15 protein-coding genes are annotated in these 18127 nt (G+C 60.7%); 4 read left to right on the top strand and 11 right to left on the bottom strand.

Annotated features, from left to right (window positions below; genetic code table 11):
- Positions 1-324 precede the first annotated feature (324 nt).
- The gene (locus tag ND528_RS17415) at positions 325-699 is read right to left on the bottom strand and encodes a DUF6124 family protein (protein WP_071174441.1); all 375 of its coding nucleotides are present in this window, start codon (positions 697-699) and stop codon (positions 325-327) included.
- Between the two features lie 391 nt (positions 700-1090).
- Positions 1091-2059: a LysR family transcriptional regulator gene (locus tag ND528_RS17410; RefSeq protein WP_039759257.1), complete on the bottom strand. Its 969-nt coding sequence runs from the start codon at positions 2057-2059 to the stop codon at positions 1091-1093.
- A gap of 280 nt (positions 2060-2339) precedes the next feature.
- Here ND528_RS17410 and ND528_RS17405 point away from each other — a divergent pair, with 280 nt between their 5' ends.
- The 4 genes from ND528_RS17405 to ND528_RS17390 all read left to right on the top strand — a co-directional run bounded on the left by ND528_RS17405 (position 2340) and on the right by ND528_RS17390 (position 7334).
- On the top strand, positions 2340-3839 hold the full coding sequence (locus tag ND528_RS17405; protein WP_263470789.1) for an efflux transporter outer membrane subunit: 1500 nt from the start codon (positions 2340-2342) through the stop codon (positions 3837-3839).
- A gap of 238 nt (positions 3840-4077) precedes the next feature.
- Entirely contained in the window at positions 4078-6270 is a 2193-nt protein-coding gene (locus tag ND528_RS17400; RefSeq protein WP_130910242.1) for an FUSC family protein, read from the top strand.
- The gene (locus ND528_RS17395) at positions 6260-6460 is read left to right on the top strand and encodes a DUF1656 domain-containing protein (RefSeq protein WP_263470788.1); all 201 of its coding nucleotides are present in this window, start codon (positions 6260-6262) and stop codon (positions 6458-6460) included. Before ND528_RS17400 ends, ND528_RS17395 begins: the two co-directional genes overlap by 11 nt.
- Positions 6461-6470: 10 nt before the next feature.
- The gene (locus ND528_RS17390) at positions 6471-7334 is read left to right on the top strand and encodes an efflux RND transporter periplasmic adaptor subunit (protein WP_130910243.1); all 864 of its coding nucleotides are present in this window, start codon (positions 6471-6473) and stop codon (positions 7332-7334) included.
- A gap of 124 nt (positions 7335-7458) precedes the next feature.
- Here ND528_RS17390 and ND528_RS17385 read toward each other — a convergent pair whose 3' ends face one another.
- From ND528_RS17385 to ND528_RS17345, 9 genes are all read right to left on the bottom strand, one after another.
- On the bottom strand, positions 7459-8457 hold the full coding sequence (locus ND528_RS17385; protein WP_130910244.1) for an SEL1-like repeat protein: 999 nt from the start codon (positions 8455-8457) through the stop codon (positions 7459-7461).
- Between the two features lie 235 nt (positions 8458-8692).
- Positions 8693-9517, bottom strand: coding sequence for an SDR family oxidoreductase (locus ND528_RS17380; protein ID WP_263470787.1), 825 nt, complete (start codon positions 9515-9517; stop codon positions 8693-8695).
- Between the two features lie 84 nt (positions 9518-9601).
- The gene (locus tag ND528_RS17375) at positions 9602-10018 is read right to left on the bottom strand and encodes a multidrug transporter (protein ID WP_263470786.1); all 417 of its coding nucleotides are present in this window, start codon (positions 10016-10018) and stop codon (positions 9602-9604) included.
- Positions 10019-10285: 267 nt separating this feature from the next.
- On the bottom strand, positions 10286-11737 hold the full coding sequence (locus tag ND528_RS17370; protein WP_024011673.1) for a mannose-1-phosphate guanylyltransferase/mannose-6-phosphate isomerase: 1452 nt from the start codon (positions 11735-11737) through the stop codon (positions 10286-10288).
- Between the two features lie 102 nt (positions 11738-11839).
- Entirely contained in the window at positions 11840-12496 is a 657-nt protein-coding gene (locus ND528_RS17365) for an alginate O-acetyltransferase AlgF (RefSeq protein ID WP_137215452.1), read from the bottom strand.
- Between the two features lie 14 nt (positions 12497-12510).
- A complete protein-coding gene (locus tag ND528_RS17360; RefSeq protein ID WP_137215451.1) occupies positions 12511-13683 on the bottom strand; it encodes an alginate O-acetyltransferase in 1173 nt (390 codons plus the stop codon).
- 10 nt (positions 13684-13693) lie between these two features.
- The gene (locus ND528_RS17355) at positions 13694-15259 is read right to left on the bottom strand and encodes an MBOAT family O-acyltransferase (protein WP_024011674.1); all 1566 of its coding nucleotides are present in this window, start codon (positions 15257-15259) and stop codon (positions 13694-13696) included.
- A gap of 271 nt (positions 15260-15530) precedes the next feature.
- Positions 15531-16643 carry a mannuronate-specific alginate lyase gene (locus ND528_RS17350; RefSeq protein ID WP_263470785.1) on the bottom strand — a complete coding sequence of 371 codons (1113 nt, stop codon included), beginning with the start codon at positions 16641-16643 and terminating at the stop codon, positions 15531-15533.
- Positions 16644-16651: 8 nt separating this feature from the next.
- Positions 16652-18118, bottom strand: a complete 1467-nt coding sequence (locus tag ND528_RS17345) for an alginate O-acetyltransferase (protein WP_122751910.1) — start codon at positions 18116-18118, stop codon at positions 16652-16654.
- Between the last annotated feature and the right edge of the window lie 9 nt (positions 18119-18127).

The raw sequence follows: 18127 nt of genomic DNA, 5'->3' as shown, positions 1-18127 counted from the left end.
TCGCAAAGGCGGCCTGACAGCCGACCTGTTTCTCGTTGATGTACTCGATTCAAACTGTAGGAGCTGCCGAAGGCTGCGATCTTTTGATCTTGCTTTTGCTTTTCTGTGGGAGCGAGCCTGCTCGCGAGGGCGGCCTGACAGCCGACCTGTTTCTCGTTGATGTACTCGATTCAAACTGTAGGAGCTGCCGAAGGCTGCGATCTTTTGATCTTGCTTTTGCTTTCTGTGGAAGCGAGCCTGCTCGCGAAAGCGGTTTGTCTGACACCTTGAATGTTGAATGTTGAATGTGCCGAAGCCCTCGCGGTCGGGCTCGCTCCCGGAAGGTCAGCTGCGTGACGGGGGCTGATGGATTTCGTAATTATCCAGCACCCGATTCACCGCCAGTTCCGCCAGCATGATCACCTGCTGGATGGCCAATATCGTGTGCCGCTGTGGGCTGTCGACGTGGGCGGCGATGTCGCTGCTCATGATGCTCGCCGAGGCGAGGGATTCGCAGGCGTGGGCCAGCAGGCTTTCGTTGTCCTGGTCCGGGGCGACCTGGAACATGGTGCTGGGTTTGTGGCTTTGCTGCGCGGTGGTGGCCGGTTTGAGGTAGTGATCCAGCGCACGCTCGGCGGCGTCGTGGAGTTTCGTTGAGTCGGGGGATTGGTAGGGAGAGGTGCTTTCGGATTCGGGGGGATTGGGTGTGGGTTTGAACATGGTGAAACTCCATTCGGGAAGTGGAGTTCGCCACTGACTGCGACCAAGCAATCGGGTGGCGAACCGTACGCGGGTTGGTCGACCAGGGAATGGAAACCCGGCAGGGCCGAGGCCCTCCCACGCACAGCTCGCCATTAAGCATGCTTGAAAATGTGCGCCATTCTAAACCCGGACGACCAAGCCCGGTCGCTGATTCGTCAGCAACCGCCAGATCCTAGCCAGCGCACGTCCGACGGACAACCTGCAAAACCTGTCGGAAACTTCCCCGTAAACACCCCAACGTAGGAGCTGCCGTAGGCTGCGATCTTTTGATTTTTAAACAGCAGGATCAAAAGATCGCAGCCTCGTTGCACTCGTCAGCTCCTGCACGAAACCTGCGAGTGTTTAAAACTCAGGTCGCAACGCGGACGCCAGCCAGGCTCCCGGTCAGTTCATACGCGACCAGTTCCGCCTGATGCGCCGCCAATATCTCCGGCAACGAGCCGCGCAAATATTCGACCCACGTTTTTATCTTCGCATCCAGGTACTGCCGCGACGGGTAGATGGCGTAGAGGTTGAGTTCCTGCGAGCGGTAGTTGGGCATCACGCGCACCAGGGTGCCGTTGCGCAGGCCTTCGATGGCGGCGTAGACCGGTAGCACGCCGACGCCCATGCCGCTGGTGATGGCGGTTTTCATGGCGTCGGCGGAGTTGACCAGGAATGGCGAGCTGTTGATGGTGACTGTTTCCTGGCCGTCCGGGCCGTCGAAGGCCCATTTCTCCAGCGGGATCACCGGGCTGACCAGGCGCAGGCAGGCGTGGTTGAGCAGGTCGCTGGGTTTCTGTGCGGCGCCGTTGGCTTTTACGTAGGCCGGCGAGGCGCAGACGATGCTGTAGGTGATGCCCAGGCGTTGCGAAACGAAGCCCGAGTCGGGCAGTTCGCTGGCGAGCACGATGGACACGTCGTAGCCCTCGTCGAGCAGGTCCGGCACGCGGTTGGCCAGGGTCAGGTCGAAGGTCACGTCGGGGTGGGTCTTGCGGTAGCGGGCGATGGCGTCGATGACGAAGTGCTGACCGATGCCGGTCATGGTGTGCACTTTCAGTTGGCCGGCCGGGCGCGCGTGGGCGTCGCTGGCTTCCGCTTCGGCTTCTTCGACGTAGGCGAGGATCTGTTCGCAGCGCAGCAGGTAGCGCTTGCCGGCCTCGGTCAGGGCGATGCGCCGGGTCGTGCGATTGAGCAGGCGGGTTTGCAGGTGGGCTTCCAGATTGGAGACCGCGCGCGAGACGTTGGCGGTAGTGGTGTCCAGTTGCACGGCGGCGGCGGTGAAGCTGCCCGCTTCGGCAACACAACTGAAGGCGCGCATGTTTTGCAAAGTGTCCATGGTGTGCTCTCAAGGGAGATGGCAAATTGTGACACGAAGTTTCAGGGGCTGAGACCCCCGACCAAGGGATTATCTCGTTAACCGTAACAAAGATTCACAGAAAACCCGACTTATCGCCGTCAGGGCAGCTCCATAGAATTGCGCCAATCCCTGTAGGAGCTGCCGAAGGCTGCGATCTTTTGATCTTTTGATCTTTTAAAAGACAACATCAAAAGATCGCAGCCTTCGGCAGCTCCTACACAAATCCCTCGATTGATCCCTTTCTCAGGAATTCGCAGCTGTGCCGCGTCGCATCAACAGAGCGCTTTTGCCGCTCAGTGTTCTGGCTTTAACCCTGGCTCTCGGCGGCTGCATCTCAACCCAAGGCATTGCCCCTCACGGCGAAACGCTTGCGGCCGATTCACTGGCCACCGATGCAGCCATTGCCGACGCAGCCAAGGACGCCCATTGGCCCACTGCGCAATGGTGGCAAGCGTTTGGCGACCCGCAACTCAATCGCTGGATCGACCTCGCCGTGCAGGGCAGCCCGAGCATGGCCATCGCCGCCGCGCGGGTGCGTCAGGCCAAGGCCATGGCCGGTGTTGCCGAAGCAGCCGAGGCGTTGCAGATCAATGGCGAATCGACCCTCAAGCGCCACAACTGGCCGACCGACCAGTTCTACGGCCCCGGCGATCTGGCCAACACCACCACATGGGACAACAACGCAGCGCTCGGCTTCAGCTACGCCCTCGACCTCTGGGGGCGGGAGCGTAATGCCAGCGAACGGGCGGTGGACCTGGCCCATGTGAGCGTGGCCGAGGCGCGCCTGGCGCAGCTGGAATTGCAGAACAATATCGTCCGCGCCTACATCGAGTTGTCGCTGCATTACGCCCAGCGCGACATCGTTGCCGCGACACTCCAGCAGCAACAGCAGATTCTCGATCTGGCGCAGAAACGCCTGAGCGGCGGGATCGGCACGCACTTCGAAGTCAGCCAGGCCGAAACGCCGTTGCCGGAAACCCATCGCCAGCTCGATGCGCTGGACGAGGAAATCGCCCTGAGCCGCAACCAGATTGCCGCGCTGGCCGGTAAAGGCCCGGGCGCAGCTGCGCAACTGCAGCGGCCGACGCTGTCCCTCGCGGCGCCGTTGAAGTTGCCCTCGGCATTGCCCGCCGAACTGCTCGGGCAGCGTCCGGACGTGGTCGCCAGTCGCTGGCAAGTGGCGGCGCAGGCGCGCGGTATCGATGTCGCTCACGCCGGGTTTTACCCCAATGTCGATCTGGTCGGCAGCCTCGGCTACATGGCCACGGGCGGCGGCGCGCTGGAGTTTCTGACCGGCAAGAAACTCAACTACAACGTCGGCCCGGCGATCTCGTTGCCGATCTTCGACGGCGGTCGACTGCGTGGCGAATTGGGCGAAGCGGCGGCCGGTTATGACATCGCCGTGGCGCATTACAACCAGACCCTGATCAACGCGCTGAAGAACATTTCCGACCAGTTGATCCGTCGCGAATCGATGGACAAGCAGCAGGAGTTCGCTGCCGAATCCGTGGCTGCCGCAAAGAAGACTTACGACATCGCGATGATCGCCTACCAACGCGGCCTCACCGATTACCTCAACGTGCTCAATGCGCAGACATTGCTGTTCAAACAGCAGCAAGTGCAGCAGCAGGTGCAGGCGGCGCGATTGAGTGCGCATGCCGAATTGGTGACGGCATTGGGTGGCGGCCTTGGTGCCGGTGATGACGTGCCGACAGCCGCGCAGACCCAAGCCCCGAAAACCCCGGCGCTGCTGCGGTGAACTCTAAATCTCTACTGGGAATTTCCTCCTTTGGAGTTGACCCCAAACCCTGTGGCGAGGGGATTTATCCCCGTTCGGCGGCGCAGCCGTCGCAAAGCCAGTGCACGCGGTGTGACTGTGGGAATCGGGTCGTAGTTTTTGGGGCCGCTTCGCAGCCCAACGGGGATAAATCCCCTCACCACAGGTTTTGCAGTGACCACAGAAAACTCTTCAGTTCTCGAACATTGAGCAGGATTTAATGACCTCCTTGCCCGCCCCCCTGCGCTGGCTCCACTCCCTGGAATGGCGTCGCGGTTTCTTCGACTGGGCACGCAGCGACGGCGTGACCTGGGTGTATATCTTCAAGGTGTTGCTCGCCGCGTTTCTCACCTTGTGGCTGGCGATGCGTCTGGAATTGCCGCAACCGCGCACGGCGATGATCACGGTGTTCATCGTCATGCAACCGCAGAGCGGCCAGGTTTTCGCCAAGAGTTTCTATCGCTTCCTCGGCACGCTGGCCGGGTCGGCGATGATGGTCACGCTGATCGCTTTGTTTGCGCAGAACACGGAGCTGTTTCTCGGCTCGCTGGCGATCTGGGTCGGCATCTGCTCGGCCGGTGCCGCGCGTTGCCGCAATTTTCGCGCGTATGGATTTGTGCTCGCCGGTTACACCGCAGCGATGGTCGGTCTGCCGGCGCTGGCGCACCCGGACGGCGCCTTTATGGCGGCGGTGTGGCGGGTGCTGGAGATCTCGCTGGGGATTCTCTGTTCGACGCTGATCAGCGCGGCGATCCTGCCGCAGACCGCCAGCGCGGCGATGCGCAACGCTTTGTATCAGCGCTTCGGTGTGTTCGCGCTCTTCGTCACCGATGGCTTGCGCGGGCGCAGCAAAGCCGAGGCGTTCGAAGCCAGCAACGTGCGCTTCATTGCCGAAGCCGTCGGCCTGGAAGGCTTGCGCAGCGTGACCGTGTTCGAGGACCCGCACATGCGCCGGCGCAACGGTCGTCTGAGTCGTTTGAACAGCGAGTTCATGGGCATCACCACGCGCTTCAACGCCTTGCATCAGTTGCTTGAACGCCTGCGCGGCAATGGCGAAGAGCACGTCGTGGCAGCGATCAAACCGGGCTTGCAGGACCTCGCCGAAGTGCTCGACAGCTTCAGCGGTCGCGCCCTGACCAGCCCCGATGCGGCCCGTTTGGCGACCGCGTTGGCCAGCTACAAGGAAGGTCTGCCGGCACGTGTCCGAACCCTGCGCGGGATCTTTCAGGACACTGCTCCGAGCGAAGCCGAACAACTGGATTTCCACACCGCCTACGAATTGCTCTACCGCTTCGTCGATGACCTGCACAGCTATGCGCAGACCCACGCGTCTTTGGCTGAGCACCGCCACGAACGCGAGCGCTGGGACGAGCCGTTCACCCCGCAAACCAACTGGTGGGCGGCGGCCGCGTCGGGGATTCGTGCCTCGTTCATCCTGATTGTGTTGGGCAGTTATTGGGTCGCCACCGCGTGGCCGAGCGGGGCGACCATGACCCTGATCGCCGCCGCCACCGTCGGCCTTTCCGCCGCGACACCGAACCCCAAGCGCATGGCCTTTCAAATGGCCTGCGGGACTTTTCTCGGCGCACTGATCGGCTTCGTCGAGATGTTTTTCATCTTCCCGTTGATCGACGGTTTCCCCTTGCTCTGCGTGATGCTCGCGCCGGTGATCGTGCTCGGTTCGTTCCTCGCTTCACGACCGCAATACGCCGGTGTCGGCCTCGGGTTGTTGATCTTTTTCAGCACCGGTTCAGTGCCGGACAACCTGACGATTTACAACCCCTACACCTTCATCAACGACTACATCGCCATGGTCATGGGCATGCTCGTGTGTGCGGCGGCGGGGGCGATTATTCTGCCGCCGAACAGTCGCTGGCTGTGGCAGCGCCTGGAGCAGGATCTGCGCGGGCAAGTGGTCTACGCGATCAGCGGCAGACTCAAAGGCCTGGCCTCAAGTTTCGAGAGCCGCACCCGCGATCTGCTGCATCAGGCGTACGGCCTCGCGGCAGGGCAACCGAAAGTGCAGAAGAGTCTGCTGCGCTGGATGTTCGTGGTGCTGGAAGTCGGCCACGCGATCATCGAGTTGCGCAAGGAACAGGCGATCCTGCCGGTGCACCCGGCGTATGCCGAATCGCAGCCGTGGCGCCAGGCAATCCGGGTGATGGGGCGTGCGCTGGTGCGCCTGTTTCTGCAGCCGAACGCCAGCAATCTCGAACGTGCACTGGTGGCGGTCGATCATGCGATCAGCCGCGTCGCCGCCACCGATGAGCCGTTTGCCCCGCACTTCGATACCTCGGCGTTGCGGCGGGTGAAAAGCTACCTGCACTTCATCCGTACCTCGCTGCTCGACCCGCAATCACCGCTCGCCCAATTCGCTCCCGCCAGGCCCGAAGGACTCGCCCATGCCTCGTGAAATTGCCTTCCACGGCGTGTACATGCCGACCATGACCCTGATGTTTTTCATTGCTGCGGGATTGGCCTGGGCTGCGGACCGCTTCCTCTCGGGGTTCGACCTGTACCGTTTTTTCTGGCACCCGGCGCTGCTGCGTCTGAGCCTGTTTACCTGTCTGTTCGGCGCCATGGCGCTGACTGTCTACCGTTGAGAACATCTTGATGAAAAAGTTTTTCAGCCTGCTCGCGACCCTGCTGGTGCTGGCCCTGGCGCTGTGGATCGGCCGCACGTTGTGGGAGCACTACATGAACACGCCGTGGACCCGCGATGGCCGCGTGCGCGCCGACATCATCAACGTCGCCGCCGACGTCACCGGGGAAGTGGTTGAAGTGCCGGTGCGCGACAATCAATTGGTGAAGAAGGGCGATCTGCTGATGCGCATCGACCCCGAGCACTACCGCATCGCGGTCAAGCAGGCGCAGTCACTGGTGGCTTCGCGCAAGTCGACCTGGGAAATGCGCAAGGTCAACGCCCACCGCCGCGCCGACCTCGACAATCTGGTGATCTCCAAGGAAAACCGCGACGACGCCAGCAACATCGCCGACGCCGCGCTGGCCGATTACCAACACGCCCAGGCGCAACTGGAAGCCGCCGAACTCAACCTCAAACGCACCGAAGTGCGCGCGGCGGTGGACGGCTACGTGACCAACCTCAATGTGCATCGCGGCGACTACGCGCGCATCGGCGAGGCGAAAATGGCCGTGGTCGACATGAACTCGTTCTGGGTTTACGGCTTCTTCGAAGAAACCAAACTGCCGCATGTGAAAGTCGGTGACGAAGCCGATATGCAGCTTATGAGCGGCGAAGTGCTCAAGGGCCATGTCGAGAGCATTTCCCGCGGCATCTACGACCGCGACAACCCGGAGAGCCGCGAGCTGATCGCCGATGTGAACCCGACGTTCAACTGGGTGCGGTTGGCCCAGCGGGTGCCGGTAAGGATTCACATTGATGAAGTGCCGGAGGGCGTTTTGCTGGCGGCGGGGATTACTTGCACGGTCGTCGTAAAGCAGGACGACATCAAATAGCGAGTATCAACAAGGGTAGTGTGGCGAGGGGCGCTTGCTCCCGCTTGAGTGCGCAGCGCTCACCTTTTGCGGGCCGCCGCGCCGCCCGGCGGGAACAAGCTCCCTCGCCACAGCTGGGTATGTATCAGTAGAACTTGCTGACCACCCGTAATCCGGATTCGATGGTTTCGTCGACCGACAGCTCTTGATCTTCCATCAGCGAGACGATTCGCTTGTCATTCGCGATGTTCGCGTGAGGTAATTTCAGCTGAGCGGCGCGATTGATCACGATGTAGCTCATTACGTCGCCACGGCTTTTGGTGAACGGCTGTTTGATAGCCGTCAGCATGGTTTGCTTCACATAGTCGTAACGCTCGACTGACGACATTCCTTTGAAGGTATCCGGATAGTTCTGATAGATATCGGCGGAGTATCGTCCGACGTCTTCTTCACGCGCTTCTTCGATCAATGCTTTCTTGCTGGTGACCTGGGTCAGGAGCTCGCTGTAGAGCTTGTCGCCTTCTGCGATCTGAGCGGCGTTCATCTTGGCCTTCAGGTCATCGCCAGCCGCGGTGTCTTCGGCATTGGCCATGATTCTGGTCCAGGCGTAGGCGGCGCTCAGATTGCCCTGCTCCTCATATTGCTCGATCAATATCTGCTGGGATTCGGCATATCCGTGCAGCGAGGAGCGCTCGAGCCAACGAGTGGCGAGCGCCACATCTTTCTTGGCCCCGACTGTGCCGAATTTGTAGCTCTCGTACATACCGTACTCAGCGCACCAGTCGTTCTGCATCGCCGCATAAGCCATGTAATTGAAGGCTTCAGTGTTACGTTGGTCGGCGCTCAGGGTGCTGTCGTAACGGGTAGTCATCGACAGGTAGCAGAACGCGCGAGTGTGCTTTGGGGCGGCCATGACCATGCAGGTTTTGGCATCCTTGTACTCGCCGTTTTCGTATAGCTGGTAGCCCACGCCGTACAGAATGTCGCTGTCCATCTGCGCATTGCAGTGCTCGTTGGCGGCAACGACCGGTAGCACGTTTTGCAGGGTCAGTTTGGGCAGTGTGTCATTGAGGGAAGGTTCTTTGATTGCGCAGCCAGTTAGCAAGGTGAGCAGTGCCAGTGGCAATACGTGGAGGAGTTTCAAAAGCTGTTTCCTGATCTGAGTTGAAGCGTGTATGCAGGGCTCGTGTCAGGCAGGTCAACAAAGCAGCGACTGTTCCGGGCGGGAACAGTCGCGAGAGGAGAGGATCAGCAATTCCCTTGCTTCGATGCTTGCCCGAGCGACTCCTTGCGCTATTGGGATTACTTCAAGCATTGGAGGCTTCAAGTGACGCGCATTCTACGTGTACTGATCCGCTTGGCAATTTGATCGGTTGTAATCAAAGATTTCCACGCAACCCGAAGCGCTTCATCAACGTCGATTCCAGCAAACCCTTGGGCAACAACGTCGCCAACAACGGCAACGCGCGGCTGCCATTGCCGATGCGGAGCAAGCGTGGCGGTTTGCTCTGCTGCACAGCCTTGAGCAACTCGGCGGCAAACTCATTGGCCGGTGTCGGCTTGTCCTGCGATGCCTTGGCCCGTGCGCGAATGCCTTCACGCAGGGGAAACCACGGCGATTGCTCATTGATCAACTGTTCCGCTTCGTGCCCGGCATTCTTCGCGAAGCTCGATTCGATGGCGCCGGGCTGAACTTCCATCACGCGTATGCCGAACGGCGCCAGTTCCATGCGCAGCGCATCACTCAGCGCATGCACCGCCGCTTTCGAAGCGCAGTAGGCGCCGGCAAATGGTGTGACCAGCACGCCGGAAACACTGCCGATATTCACCACCAGCCCCTTGGCCCGGCGCAGTACCGGGAACAGCGCGCGGGTGACACCGACAATCGAAAACACATTGGTTTCGAACTGGCGCTGCATGGCCGCGACACCGCCGTCGAGCAGCGGCCCCATCGCGCCGTAACCGGCGTTGTTGATCAACACATCGAGGCCGCCATGTTGCTGGTTCAGGCGCTCGGCGAGTTGTTCCAGCGCGGCGCCATCGTTGACGTCCAGCTGAATCGCGGTGAAACCGGCAGCGCTGAGCGCGCTGACATCTTCAGCCTTGCGCGCACTGGCCCAGACTTCGTAGCCGGCTGCTTTGAACGCATCGGCGAGGGCGCGGCCGATGCCGCTGGAACAACCGGTAATCAACGCAACGGGCATGGCGCATTCCTTGTGCAAAAAAGTCGGGGGAGGGGATCAGTCAGAGAAACTACCCTGCAAATGCTCGGCGCGAAACTCCAGGGTTTACGGGCGATAGCCGGGGCGCAGTGGCGGCAGCGGCAGGCAGTCTTCCCAGGTCGCGCCGGCCTGCAGTTCGCCGGGGCCGCGATAGCGTGGGGCGGTGTATTGATTGTCGGCCAGATTGACCGTATCGCCCGGCGCATAGGCAGCGATGCGCCAGCGCAGCTCGGTCAGCGGCACATCGTTGCCGTTGTTCATTTTCAATTGCAGCGGACGGTCGGCCGGGCATTGTTCGGGAGCATAAGCGATGCGCAATTCCAGGCGCGCCAGCTGTTTGACCTCGCGGTTGTCCAGCCACACCACCCACATCGCTACGAAGCCGAGGCCGATGGCAGCGGCCACCGACACCGGCAAGGCCTTGGCCGGGTAGCGCAGCAGCAGGATCAGCCAGGTGATGACCAGCAGGATGCCGATGAACATGTCGGATAACCTCGCAGAGACAGAGAGGCATCCTACCTAAGCGTAGGTGAGGTTGGCGATGGGCATCGGGACTTGAGCCGTCAGACCGGCGTCTTCGCGAGCAGGCTCGCTCCCACACTTGAAACGCATTCCCCTGTGGGAGCGAGCCTGCTCGCGAAGAGGCCATTTCTGGCGACGCTGAATCAGCACAAAAAAAAGCCCCCGCCCAGCCCGCTGCGGATAGGGAACGCAACGGGCTGGACGAGGGCTTCTTGTTTGAGCAAGCGATTACTGGGCGATGGTTTTCACCGACACGCCGCGCTCGATCGGGGTGGAACGGCCGTAGATATCTTCGAAACGCTCGATATCGTCTTCACCCAGGTACGAACCCGACTGCACTTCGATGATTTCCAGAGGGATCTTGCCCGGGTTGCGCAGGCGATGCACCGAGGCGATCGGGATGTAGGTCGACTGGTTTTCGGTGAGCAGGAACACGTTCTCGTCGCAGGTCACTTCGGCGGTGCCGCTGACCACGATCCAGTGTTCGGCGCGGTGATGGTGCATCTGCAGTGACAGGCACGCGCCCGGCTTGACCGAGATGTGCTTGACCTGGAAACGCCCGCCCATGTCCACCGAGTCGTACGAGCCCCACGGACGATAGACTTCGCAGTGGTTCTGGGTTTCGCTGCGGCCTTGGGCGTTGAGGGTGTTGACCATCTGCTTGACGCCCTGGACCTTGTCCTTGTGGGCAATCATCATCGCGTCCTTGGTTTCGACCACGACGATGTTTTCCAGGCCGATCACCGAAACCAGTTTGCCGTTGCCGTGGATCATGCAGTTCTTGCTGTCCTGGATGACCACATCGCCTTTGCTGACGTTGCCGTTGGCGTCTTTCTCGTTGACTTCCCACAGCGACGACCAGCAGCCGACATCGCTCCAGCCGGCGGTCAGCGGCACCACGCAGGCGCGCTGGGTTTTTTCCATCACCGAATAGTCGATGGAGTTGTCCGGGCAGCAGGCAAAGGTGGCTTCGTCGAAGGTGATGGTGTCGGCGTCCTGCTGGCTGCGCTCAAGGGTCAGCAGGCAGGTGTCGTAGATGTCCGGATCGTGCTTTTTCAGTTCTTCGAGGAAGCGGCTGGCGCGGAACAGGAACATGCCGCTGTTCCAGTAGTAACCGCCGGATTCGACGTACTCGGTGGCGCGCTTCACATCCGGTTTTTCCACGAAGTGCGAGACGCGGCTGACGCCTTCCGGCAGCAGCGAATCAGCAGTGGATTTGATGTAGCCATAACCGGTTTCCGGTTTGGTCGCCGGCACACCGAACAGGACCATTTCGCCGTTCTCGGCAGCGACGGTGGCCAGCGCCAGCGCACGTTGCAGGGCTTTCTGGTCTTCCAGCACGTGGTCGGCCGGCAGCACCAGCATCAGTTCGTCACGGCCTTCATTGACCAGCATCATCGCGGTCAGCGCCACGGCCGGCGAAGTGTTGCGGCCGAACGGTTCCATCAGGATGCGCTGGCATTCCAGATTGCGCGCGGCCAGTTGCTCGTTGACGATGAAACGGTGTTCCTTGTTGCAGACCACGATCGGCGTGTCCATGCCTTCGAACACCAGGCGCTCGAGGGTTTGCTGGAACAGTGTGTGTTCGCCGGTCAGGGCGAGGAATTGCTTGGGGAATTGCTTGCGCGAAAGAGGCCACAGACGCGAACCGCTACCACCTGACAAGATCACCGGAATCATAGTGTTTACTCCATAAAATGCAGTTGAGAGCTGCAAGCTGCAAGTGTTGAGTTAGAAGCACTTCACTTGCAGCTTGAAGCTAGTAGCTGATAGCTCGAGCGATTAGCGAGTCGACACCGGGCGTTTCACCCAGACTGGCGACAGGTTGCTGCCGTTGCCGGTGACGTACAGCACGGCTGCCTCACCACGCTCCAGGGCAACCGGTTTTACGTCGCCGACTTTTTTGTCGCCTTCGTACAGCGCCAGGCTGACTTTCACCGGGTTGATTTCACGTTCGCCACGGCCCTTGGCAGCGACGTTCGGCACCACGTCGGTCTTGCCGTCGGCGGTTTTCAGGGTCAGCGATTTGTCGCTGAGGTTCTGTACGCGTACCAGGGATTTCTGCTTGTTCTTGAACGGCGGTTCTTCGATCAGTTGTGGCGCGCCGGAAGCGTTGTTGACCAGGGTGTAGTAGTGGTCACCGGCGAGTTTCACCGGCAGGGTCTGGCTGCCGACTTTGGCGCTGTAGTCGCCGCCCGGCATGAAGCTGAAGTCGCTGCTGGCCAGTGGCGCGATGTCGCTCAGGTTGGTGCTGCCGACAGTCGCGCTGACTTCAGCGTTGCTGGCGTTGTAGACACGCACGAAGGTCGAACCTTTCGGTGCGGTCGGGCCGTACAGGGCGGCGTCGCCACCGGCGAAGGCTGGGACGGAAAGTACGCTGAGGCCAGCAACCAGTGCGAAGCTTTTAGCGAGACGACGAGGAGTTGTAGTGAAAGTCATGGTGTACCTCTCTTTCAGTTTTGCGCCCGATCGGGCGTCTCGGATTTAGTGTTGATGGCTACGTTTTGTTGGCGGGCGCCGGCTTGTTTGAGCTCTGCGACCCACTGCGGGTCGGCGTCGCCGATTTCGTTGTTCACAGGCAGATATCGTTCAGGAAACTCCCAGATCAGCACTTGTGGCGGGCTGTTCTTGAAGTCATCGCTTTTCAGGTAGCTGAGCATCGGCAGAATCGGGCCATGGCCGTCTTCGGCGTAGTTGACGACGTCGCTGTGCAGCGCTTGTTTGAGCGCACCGACGAAGTTCCAGTTGGGGTTGGCGCTGTAGCTGGTGCCGATCAGCGCGACCGGTACTTCGCTGTTGGCGAACAGGGCGTCGTCACCGGCAGGCTGCTCGGCGGCAACGGTGTTGCGTTTGAGCAGTGGCTCAGGCGCCGGCATCATGTTTTCGAACAGCGGATCGAGCGGCAGGAACAGACGCAGATCGCCCTTGTGCGTGATCTTCTCTGCTGGCGTGGTGACGAAGCGCTGTGGCTCGCCGCTCAGCGGGAATTTCTCGGCAATGGTTTTCGCCAGCGTGTTGGCGGCGATCTCGGCGCCTTCCGGCGTCCAGTGGGTGTCGGTGCGCAGGAACACTTGCTGACCGTTCTGCTTGGCCTGTTGCAGCGGGCCGAGCAGGTCAGGGGCGAGGATCTTGTCGGCCGCGACACGGGCGTGGAAATCCTGATACAGGTTCTGGTGAATGCTCGAAGGCTTCACTTCATCCAGATGCTCCGGATACAGACGCACCTTGGCCGGGACGATCGCCATCACCAGTTTCACGCCTTTCTCTTTCAGGGTCTGGCGCACGCCTTCGACCAGCGCGTAGTTGCCTTGCAGGTTCTGCTGTTCGTTGACGATCGGGTTGAATTCTTCATCGCTGTACAACCACTGGTCGCGGCCGAGCACGACGCCCGGACGACCTTCGTTGAACAGTTTGAAATCCAGCGCGGCCCAGAGGTTGGTGCCCAGACGCTTGATCGGGAATTCATCGTCGTAGTGGGTTTCCACCGCCTTGGTCCAGCGGCCATTGAGCACCGTCGCGTCGGCGTTGGTGCTGAAGCCGAAGAAGCTGCGAATCGACCACAGACCGAGGACCAACAGCGTCACCAGGAACAGGGCGATGTAGAAGATGCGTAATGAGCGGGTCATGTCAGATCCCTCAGAACTGGAAGTAAAGGAACGGCGAGAAGCTTTGCGCCGAGAGTTTGAGAATCGAGGCGATGAACAGCAGCAGGATCAGCCCGCGCATCACGTAGCGCGACCAGTCAGCGGTCCAGTAGGCCGGTTGCACCTGGGCTTCGACGCCGACGGTGTAGCCAGGTTCGTGGATGCTCGCCGGATTTTCCCCAGGCGCTGCCTTGATCATTCCCGGCGTCGCCGTGGCAGGGCCATCGGCCTCGACGTTGACTTCCGGTTTGGTCTTGGCTGGCGGCTGATTGGTGTACAGATCACGCAGGCCGAAGAACGCCAGGGTCACGTAAGCCACCACCAGAGTCGCCACTTGCAGACCGGTGAGGCTGGCCTGATTGAGTTCCGACAGCGACCAGTCGCCGAAGCTGAACATCGCGCCGTACATGCGCCCGGCAACGTGCAGGTTCTCGGCACGGAAGATCACCCAGCCCATCACTACCAGCAGGAAGGTCAGTGCCCAACGGATCGGGTTGAGGCTGCGTGGCGATGTGTTCAGGCCGAGCATTTTTTCGATCGCCAGCCACATGCCGTGCCAGGCGCCCCAGATGATGTAAGTGATGTTCGCGCCGTGCCACAGACCACCGAGCAGCATGGTCAGGAACAGGTTGCGATAGGTCATCAGCGTGCCTTTACGATTACCGCCGAGAGTGATGTACAGGTAGTCACGCAGCCAGGTGGAGAGGCTGATGTGCCAGCGGCGCCAGAACTCGGTGATCGACTGGCTGATATACGGCTGCTTGAAGTTTTCCATGAAGCGGAAACCCATCATCAAGCCCAGGCCGATGGCCATGTCGCTGTAACCGGAGAAGTCGAAATACAGCTGTGCGGTGTACGCCAGTGCGCCGAGCCAGGCGTCACCCGTGGTCGGGTTCTGCAGGGCGAAGCAATGGTCGGCGACCACGGCGAGGGTGTCGGCGATGAAGACCTTCTTGATGAAACCCTGCATGAACCGTGTGCAGCCCTCGGAGAACTTGTCGAGGGTGTGCGTGCGATTGTTGAACTGGTCGGCGAGGTCGCGGAAGCGCAGGACCGGGCCGGCAATCAGGTGCGGGAAGATCGCCACGAATGCTGCGAAGTCGATCAGGTTGCGCGTCGCCGGCGTGTCGCCACGGTACACGTCGATGATGTAGCTGATCGATTCGAAGATGTAGAACGAAATACCGATCGGCAGCAGCACGTGGGTGAGGATGAACGGCTCGAGACCGAACGAAGTCATGATCTCGTTGATGCTGTCGACACCGAAGTTGGCGTACTTGAAGTAGCCGAGGATGCACAGGTCGACGGCCACGCCGAGCAGCAGCCAGCGCTGCGCCGGTTTGGTTCGCACGCCGGCAGCACCGACCTTGAGGCCGATCCAGTAGTTCCACAGCGTGACCGCTGCGAACAGCGCGAGGAAGTCCACCCGCCACCAGGCGTAGAACACGTAGCTGGCGATCAGCAGCAGCAGGTTGCGATAGCGTTGCCCGCTCAGGTAGTACAAGCCGAGAAAGATCGGCAAGAACAGAAACAGGAACACGTTGGATGAAAATACCATCCCGATCTCTCCATGTTTGAACCAACAGTCAAGGGCCAAAGCCCCCCCAAACCCCCCGTGATAGTGGAGGGGTGACACAGTGTTCGCTTGAGGTCGGAGCTGGCCTTCAGACCGCGCCCCTCACCCCCCGCCCTCTCCCCGAGGGAGAGGGAGCCTGATCTCCATGGTTTTCAAAAATGGAGATCGACTCGGTATTTCATTTCGGCGTAACTCGCACAGCCACCTCGGTCAGTCCCCTCTCCCTCCGGGAGAGGGTTAGGGTGAGGGGCTTTTAGCCCTTTTCATGCGACGGGTCGTAGACCTTGGTCAGGTCGCCGCCAAGACGGAAAGTCTTGAACGGTTGCATGTCGCGCTTCTTCTCGATCACATCCGGCGCACAGGTGTAGAGCGTGCAGAACGGTTCGAGCCAGGCGAATTTCATGTCCTCTTTCAGGTCGGTCATGTCCTGCTTTTTGCCGTTCTTTTCCTCGAACTCGTCAGGGTCCTTGACGCCGGCCAACACGCGGTCACCCAGACGCTTGAGCGCGCCGTTGTTTTCCTGACGCAGATCGACACCGTTGACCTGGGCGAAACTGGCGATCATCGCCAGCGGCGGCAGGGCGTAGTTGTGATAGGCGAGGGCGCGTTGCTGGCGCTTGAGTTCGTTGGGCAGGAAGCCGTCGGCATCGACTTGATTGACGCCGACCTTGTATTCCTTCACCGCCCAGTCGAACAGGTCGCGGCGGTTGGTGGCGACAGCGGTGGCCATCACCGACCAGGCGGCCCAGTACGAGTGGTTGTTGGTTTTTTCCAGCGGCAGGTTGTCCCAGTCGCTGACCACCTGATCGGCCATTTTGCTGAACCAGGCTTCGATCAACTGCGCTTCCTGCTGGTGCTGGGCCAGCGGATGCGAGTCGGAGAACTTCAGGCGAATGTACGAAGACGCCATGCTGCCCAGTGCCCATTTGCGCATCGACTTGCCGGTGTGGTTGAAGTCTTTGGACATCAACGCGTCAGCCTTGGCCCACGCGGTCAGCCAGTTGAGCGTGCATTCGAGCTGCTCCGGGCGACCGTCGCGCATGAACTGCATGACGCGCTTGGCGGTGCCGCGCTCCAGCGTGGTGATGTCTTTGGTGGTATCGCGAAAGGCTTTTTCCGACTGCACGTTCAGCGTCGCGCGGGCCTTGTCCGAACCTTCGTACTTGCTGCGAAATTGCAGCGGACCGGTGTACGGCGCCGGCATCGCGTCGCAGCCTTCGCTCTTGTCGCCGGTCTTGAATTTATCCACCGGGGCGAAGTAGCCCTGCGGTGGACGCAATGGCGCGGCAGCCTGAGTTGCCCCGGCGAACATCGCCAGGCTCAGGAGGGTCGGTGCCAACAGATTTTTCAGTTTCGAATTTCGCATAGCAGACCTCATTGCCCGAGCTGCGCGGTCTGTTGACCGACGCCCGGGAATACGTTGCGTTTGCAGATTTTCGCTTCGACTTTTTGTGGCGCGGCGTCAGGTCCGGCTTCAGGACCCTGGACTTCGACTGCCAGCAGATTTTGCGAGGCCCAGTCTTCGTCCGTGCGCAGCTCAAAGGCGAAACGACCGTCGGTGTCGGAGGTTTCCGGTTTCTCGATCTTGATGTCCTCGTGGCGACCGTTCATGTACCAGAGGGTGGCTTGCAGGGTTTTCACCGAGGTGTCGGCGAAGCGGATGTCGACCTGATGGTTGGCGTTCTGCAGGTTCAGGTTCTTGCTGTTGACCAGCAGTTCTTGCTTGCTGCCCGGCTTCAGCGTGGCACTGGCGGACATCTGTGCGTCTTTGCCTTCGCAACCGTTATCGAGCAGCGCCATCATCTGGCGATAGATGGTTTCCTGGTCGAGGCGATACAGCGGCGAGAATTCCCAGATGAGAATCTTCGGCGGGGTCTTCTGGAATTCTTCGCTGCCCAGGTACTGCAGCATCGAACCTTCGAAACCGCCGCCGGGGAAGGCCACGTTGAGGATATCGGCGCCGATGGCTTCTTCGAGGAAACCGGCGAAGTTGTAGTTCTTGCCGCTGTGCGACGTACCGACCAGGGTGATCTGCGGATTGCCGGAATCGCCGAACAGGTCGCCGTCGCCTGCCTCGCCTTTCGGCTCGGTGGTGAACTGGTCCATGTACTGGATCGCGTAGCTGGTGCCGCACAGTTGCCCGGCCATGTTGTGCAGGGTGCCGGTCTTGCCCATGCGTCCGGAGCGCTTGGTCTCGAATTCACGCTTGGGAATGTCGGCGAAGGCCGGGATCTGCTTGACCTTTTCGGCGACGATTTTTGCCGTGCGCTGAGCACCGTAAGGTGTCCAGTGCTGGTCGCCACGGAAGTAGAAATCGTGGGCGGGCAGGGTGTCCGGCAGCGATTCGTTGGTCAGTGGCGACAGGTCCGGCACCACGTAGCCCATCTTGGCGAAACGGCCGAGCATGGTCTTGTAGTTGCCCAGCGCTTTCTCGTAATCGAACGCGGCTTTTTCCTGCGGGTTGAGCTTGTTGCGGTTCACCAGGCCACGGGTCGGCTGGTAGACGATCACCAGCTCGACGCCTTTGCTCTTGAACGCGTCGTGCAACTGTTGCAGGCGCTTGTAGCCGGCCGGCGTGGTGTTGAACTCGGTGCGCAGGTCTTCCTGGGTACGGAACAGCCAGTCGCCCTGGGCCTGTACCAGGGTGGTGAAGTTCTGCTGATAACGCGTGGTGTAGTTCTTCGCGTCATGGGCAGCCGGGCACAGGTTGCAGCACGGCTCGGCGGTGAACTTCGGTGGCGTGACGCTTGCGCCGTCAGCGTCGGCGCGGGCGTTGCCGGCAGCGAGAATGCCGAGGGTCAGGGCCGAGAGGCTGAGCAGTTTGATCATGTGTGGGTGCATAAAAATTAT

Origin of the sequence: Pseudomonas mercuritolerans (assembly GCF_025706525.1) — a bacterium.
GTDB classification, from domain to species: domain Bacteria; phylum Pseudomonadota; class Gammaproteobacteria; order Pseudomonadales; family Pseudomonadaceae; genus Aquipseudomonas; species Aquipseudomonas mercuritolerans.
This window is presented reverse-complemented; position numbering and strand designations above follow the sequence as displayed.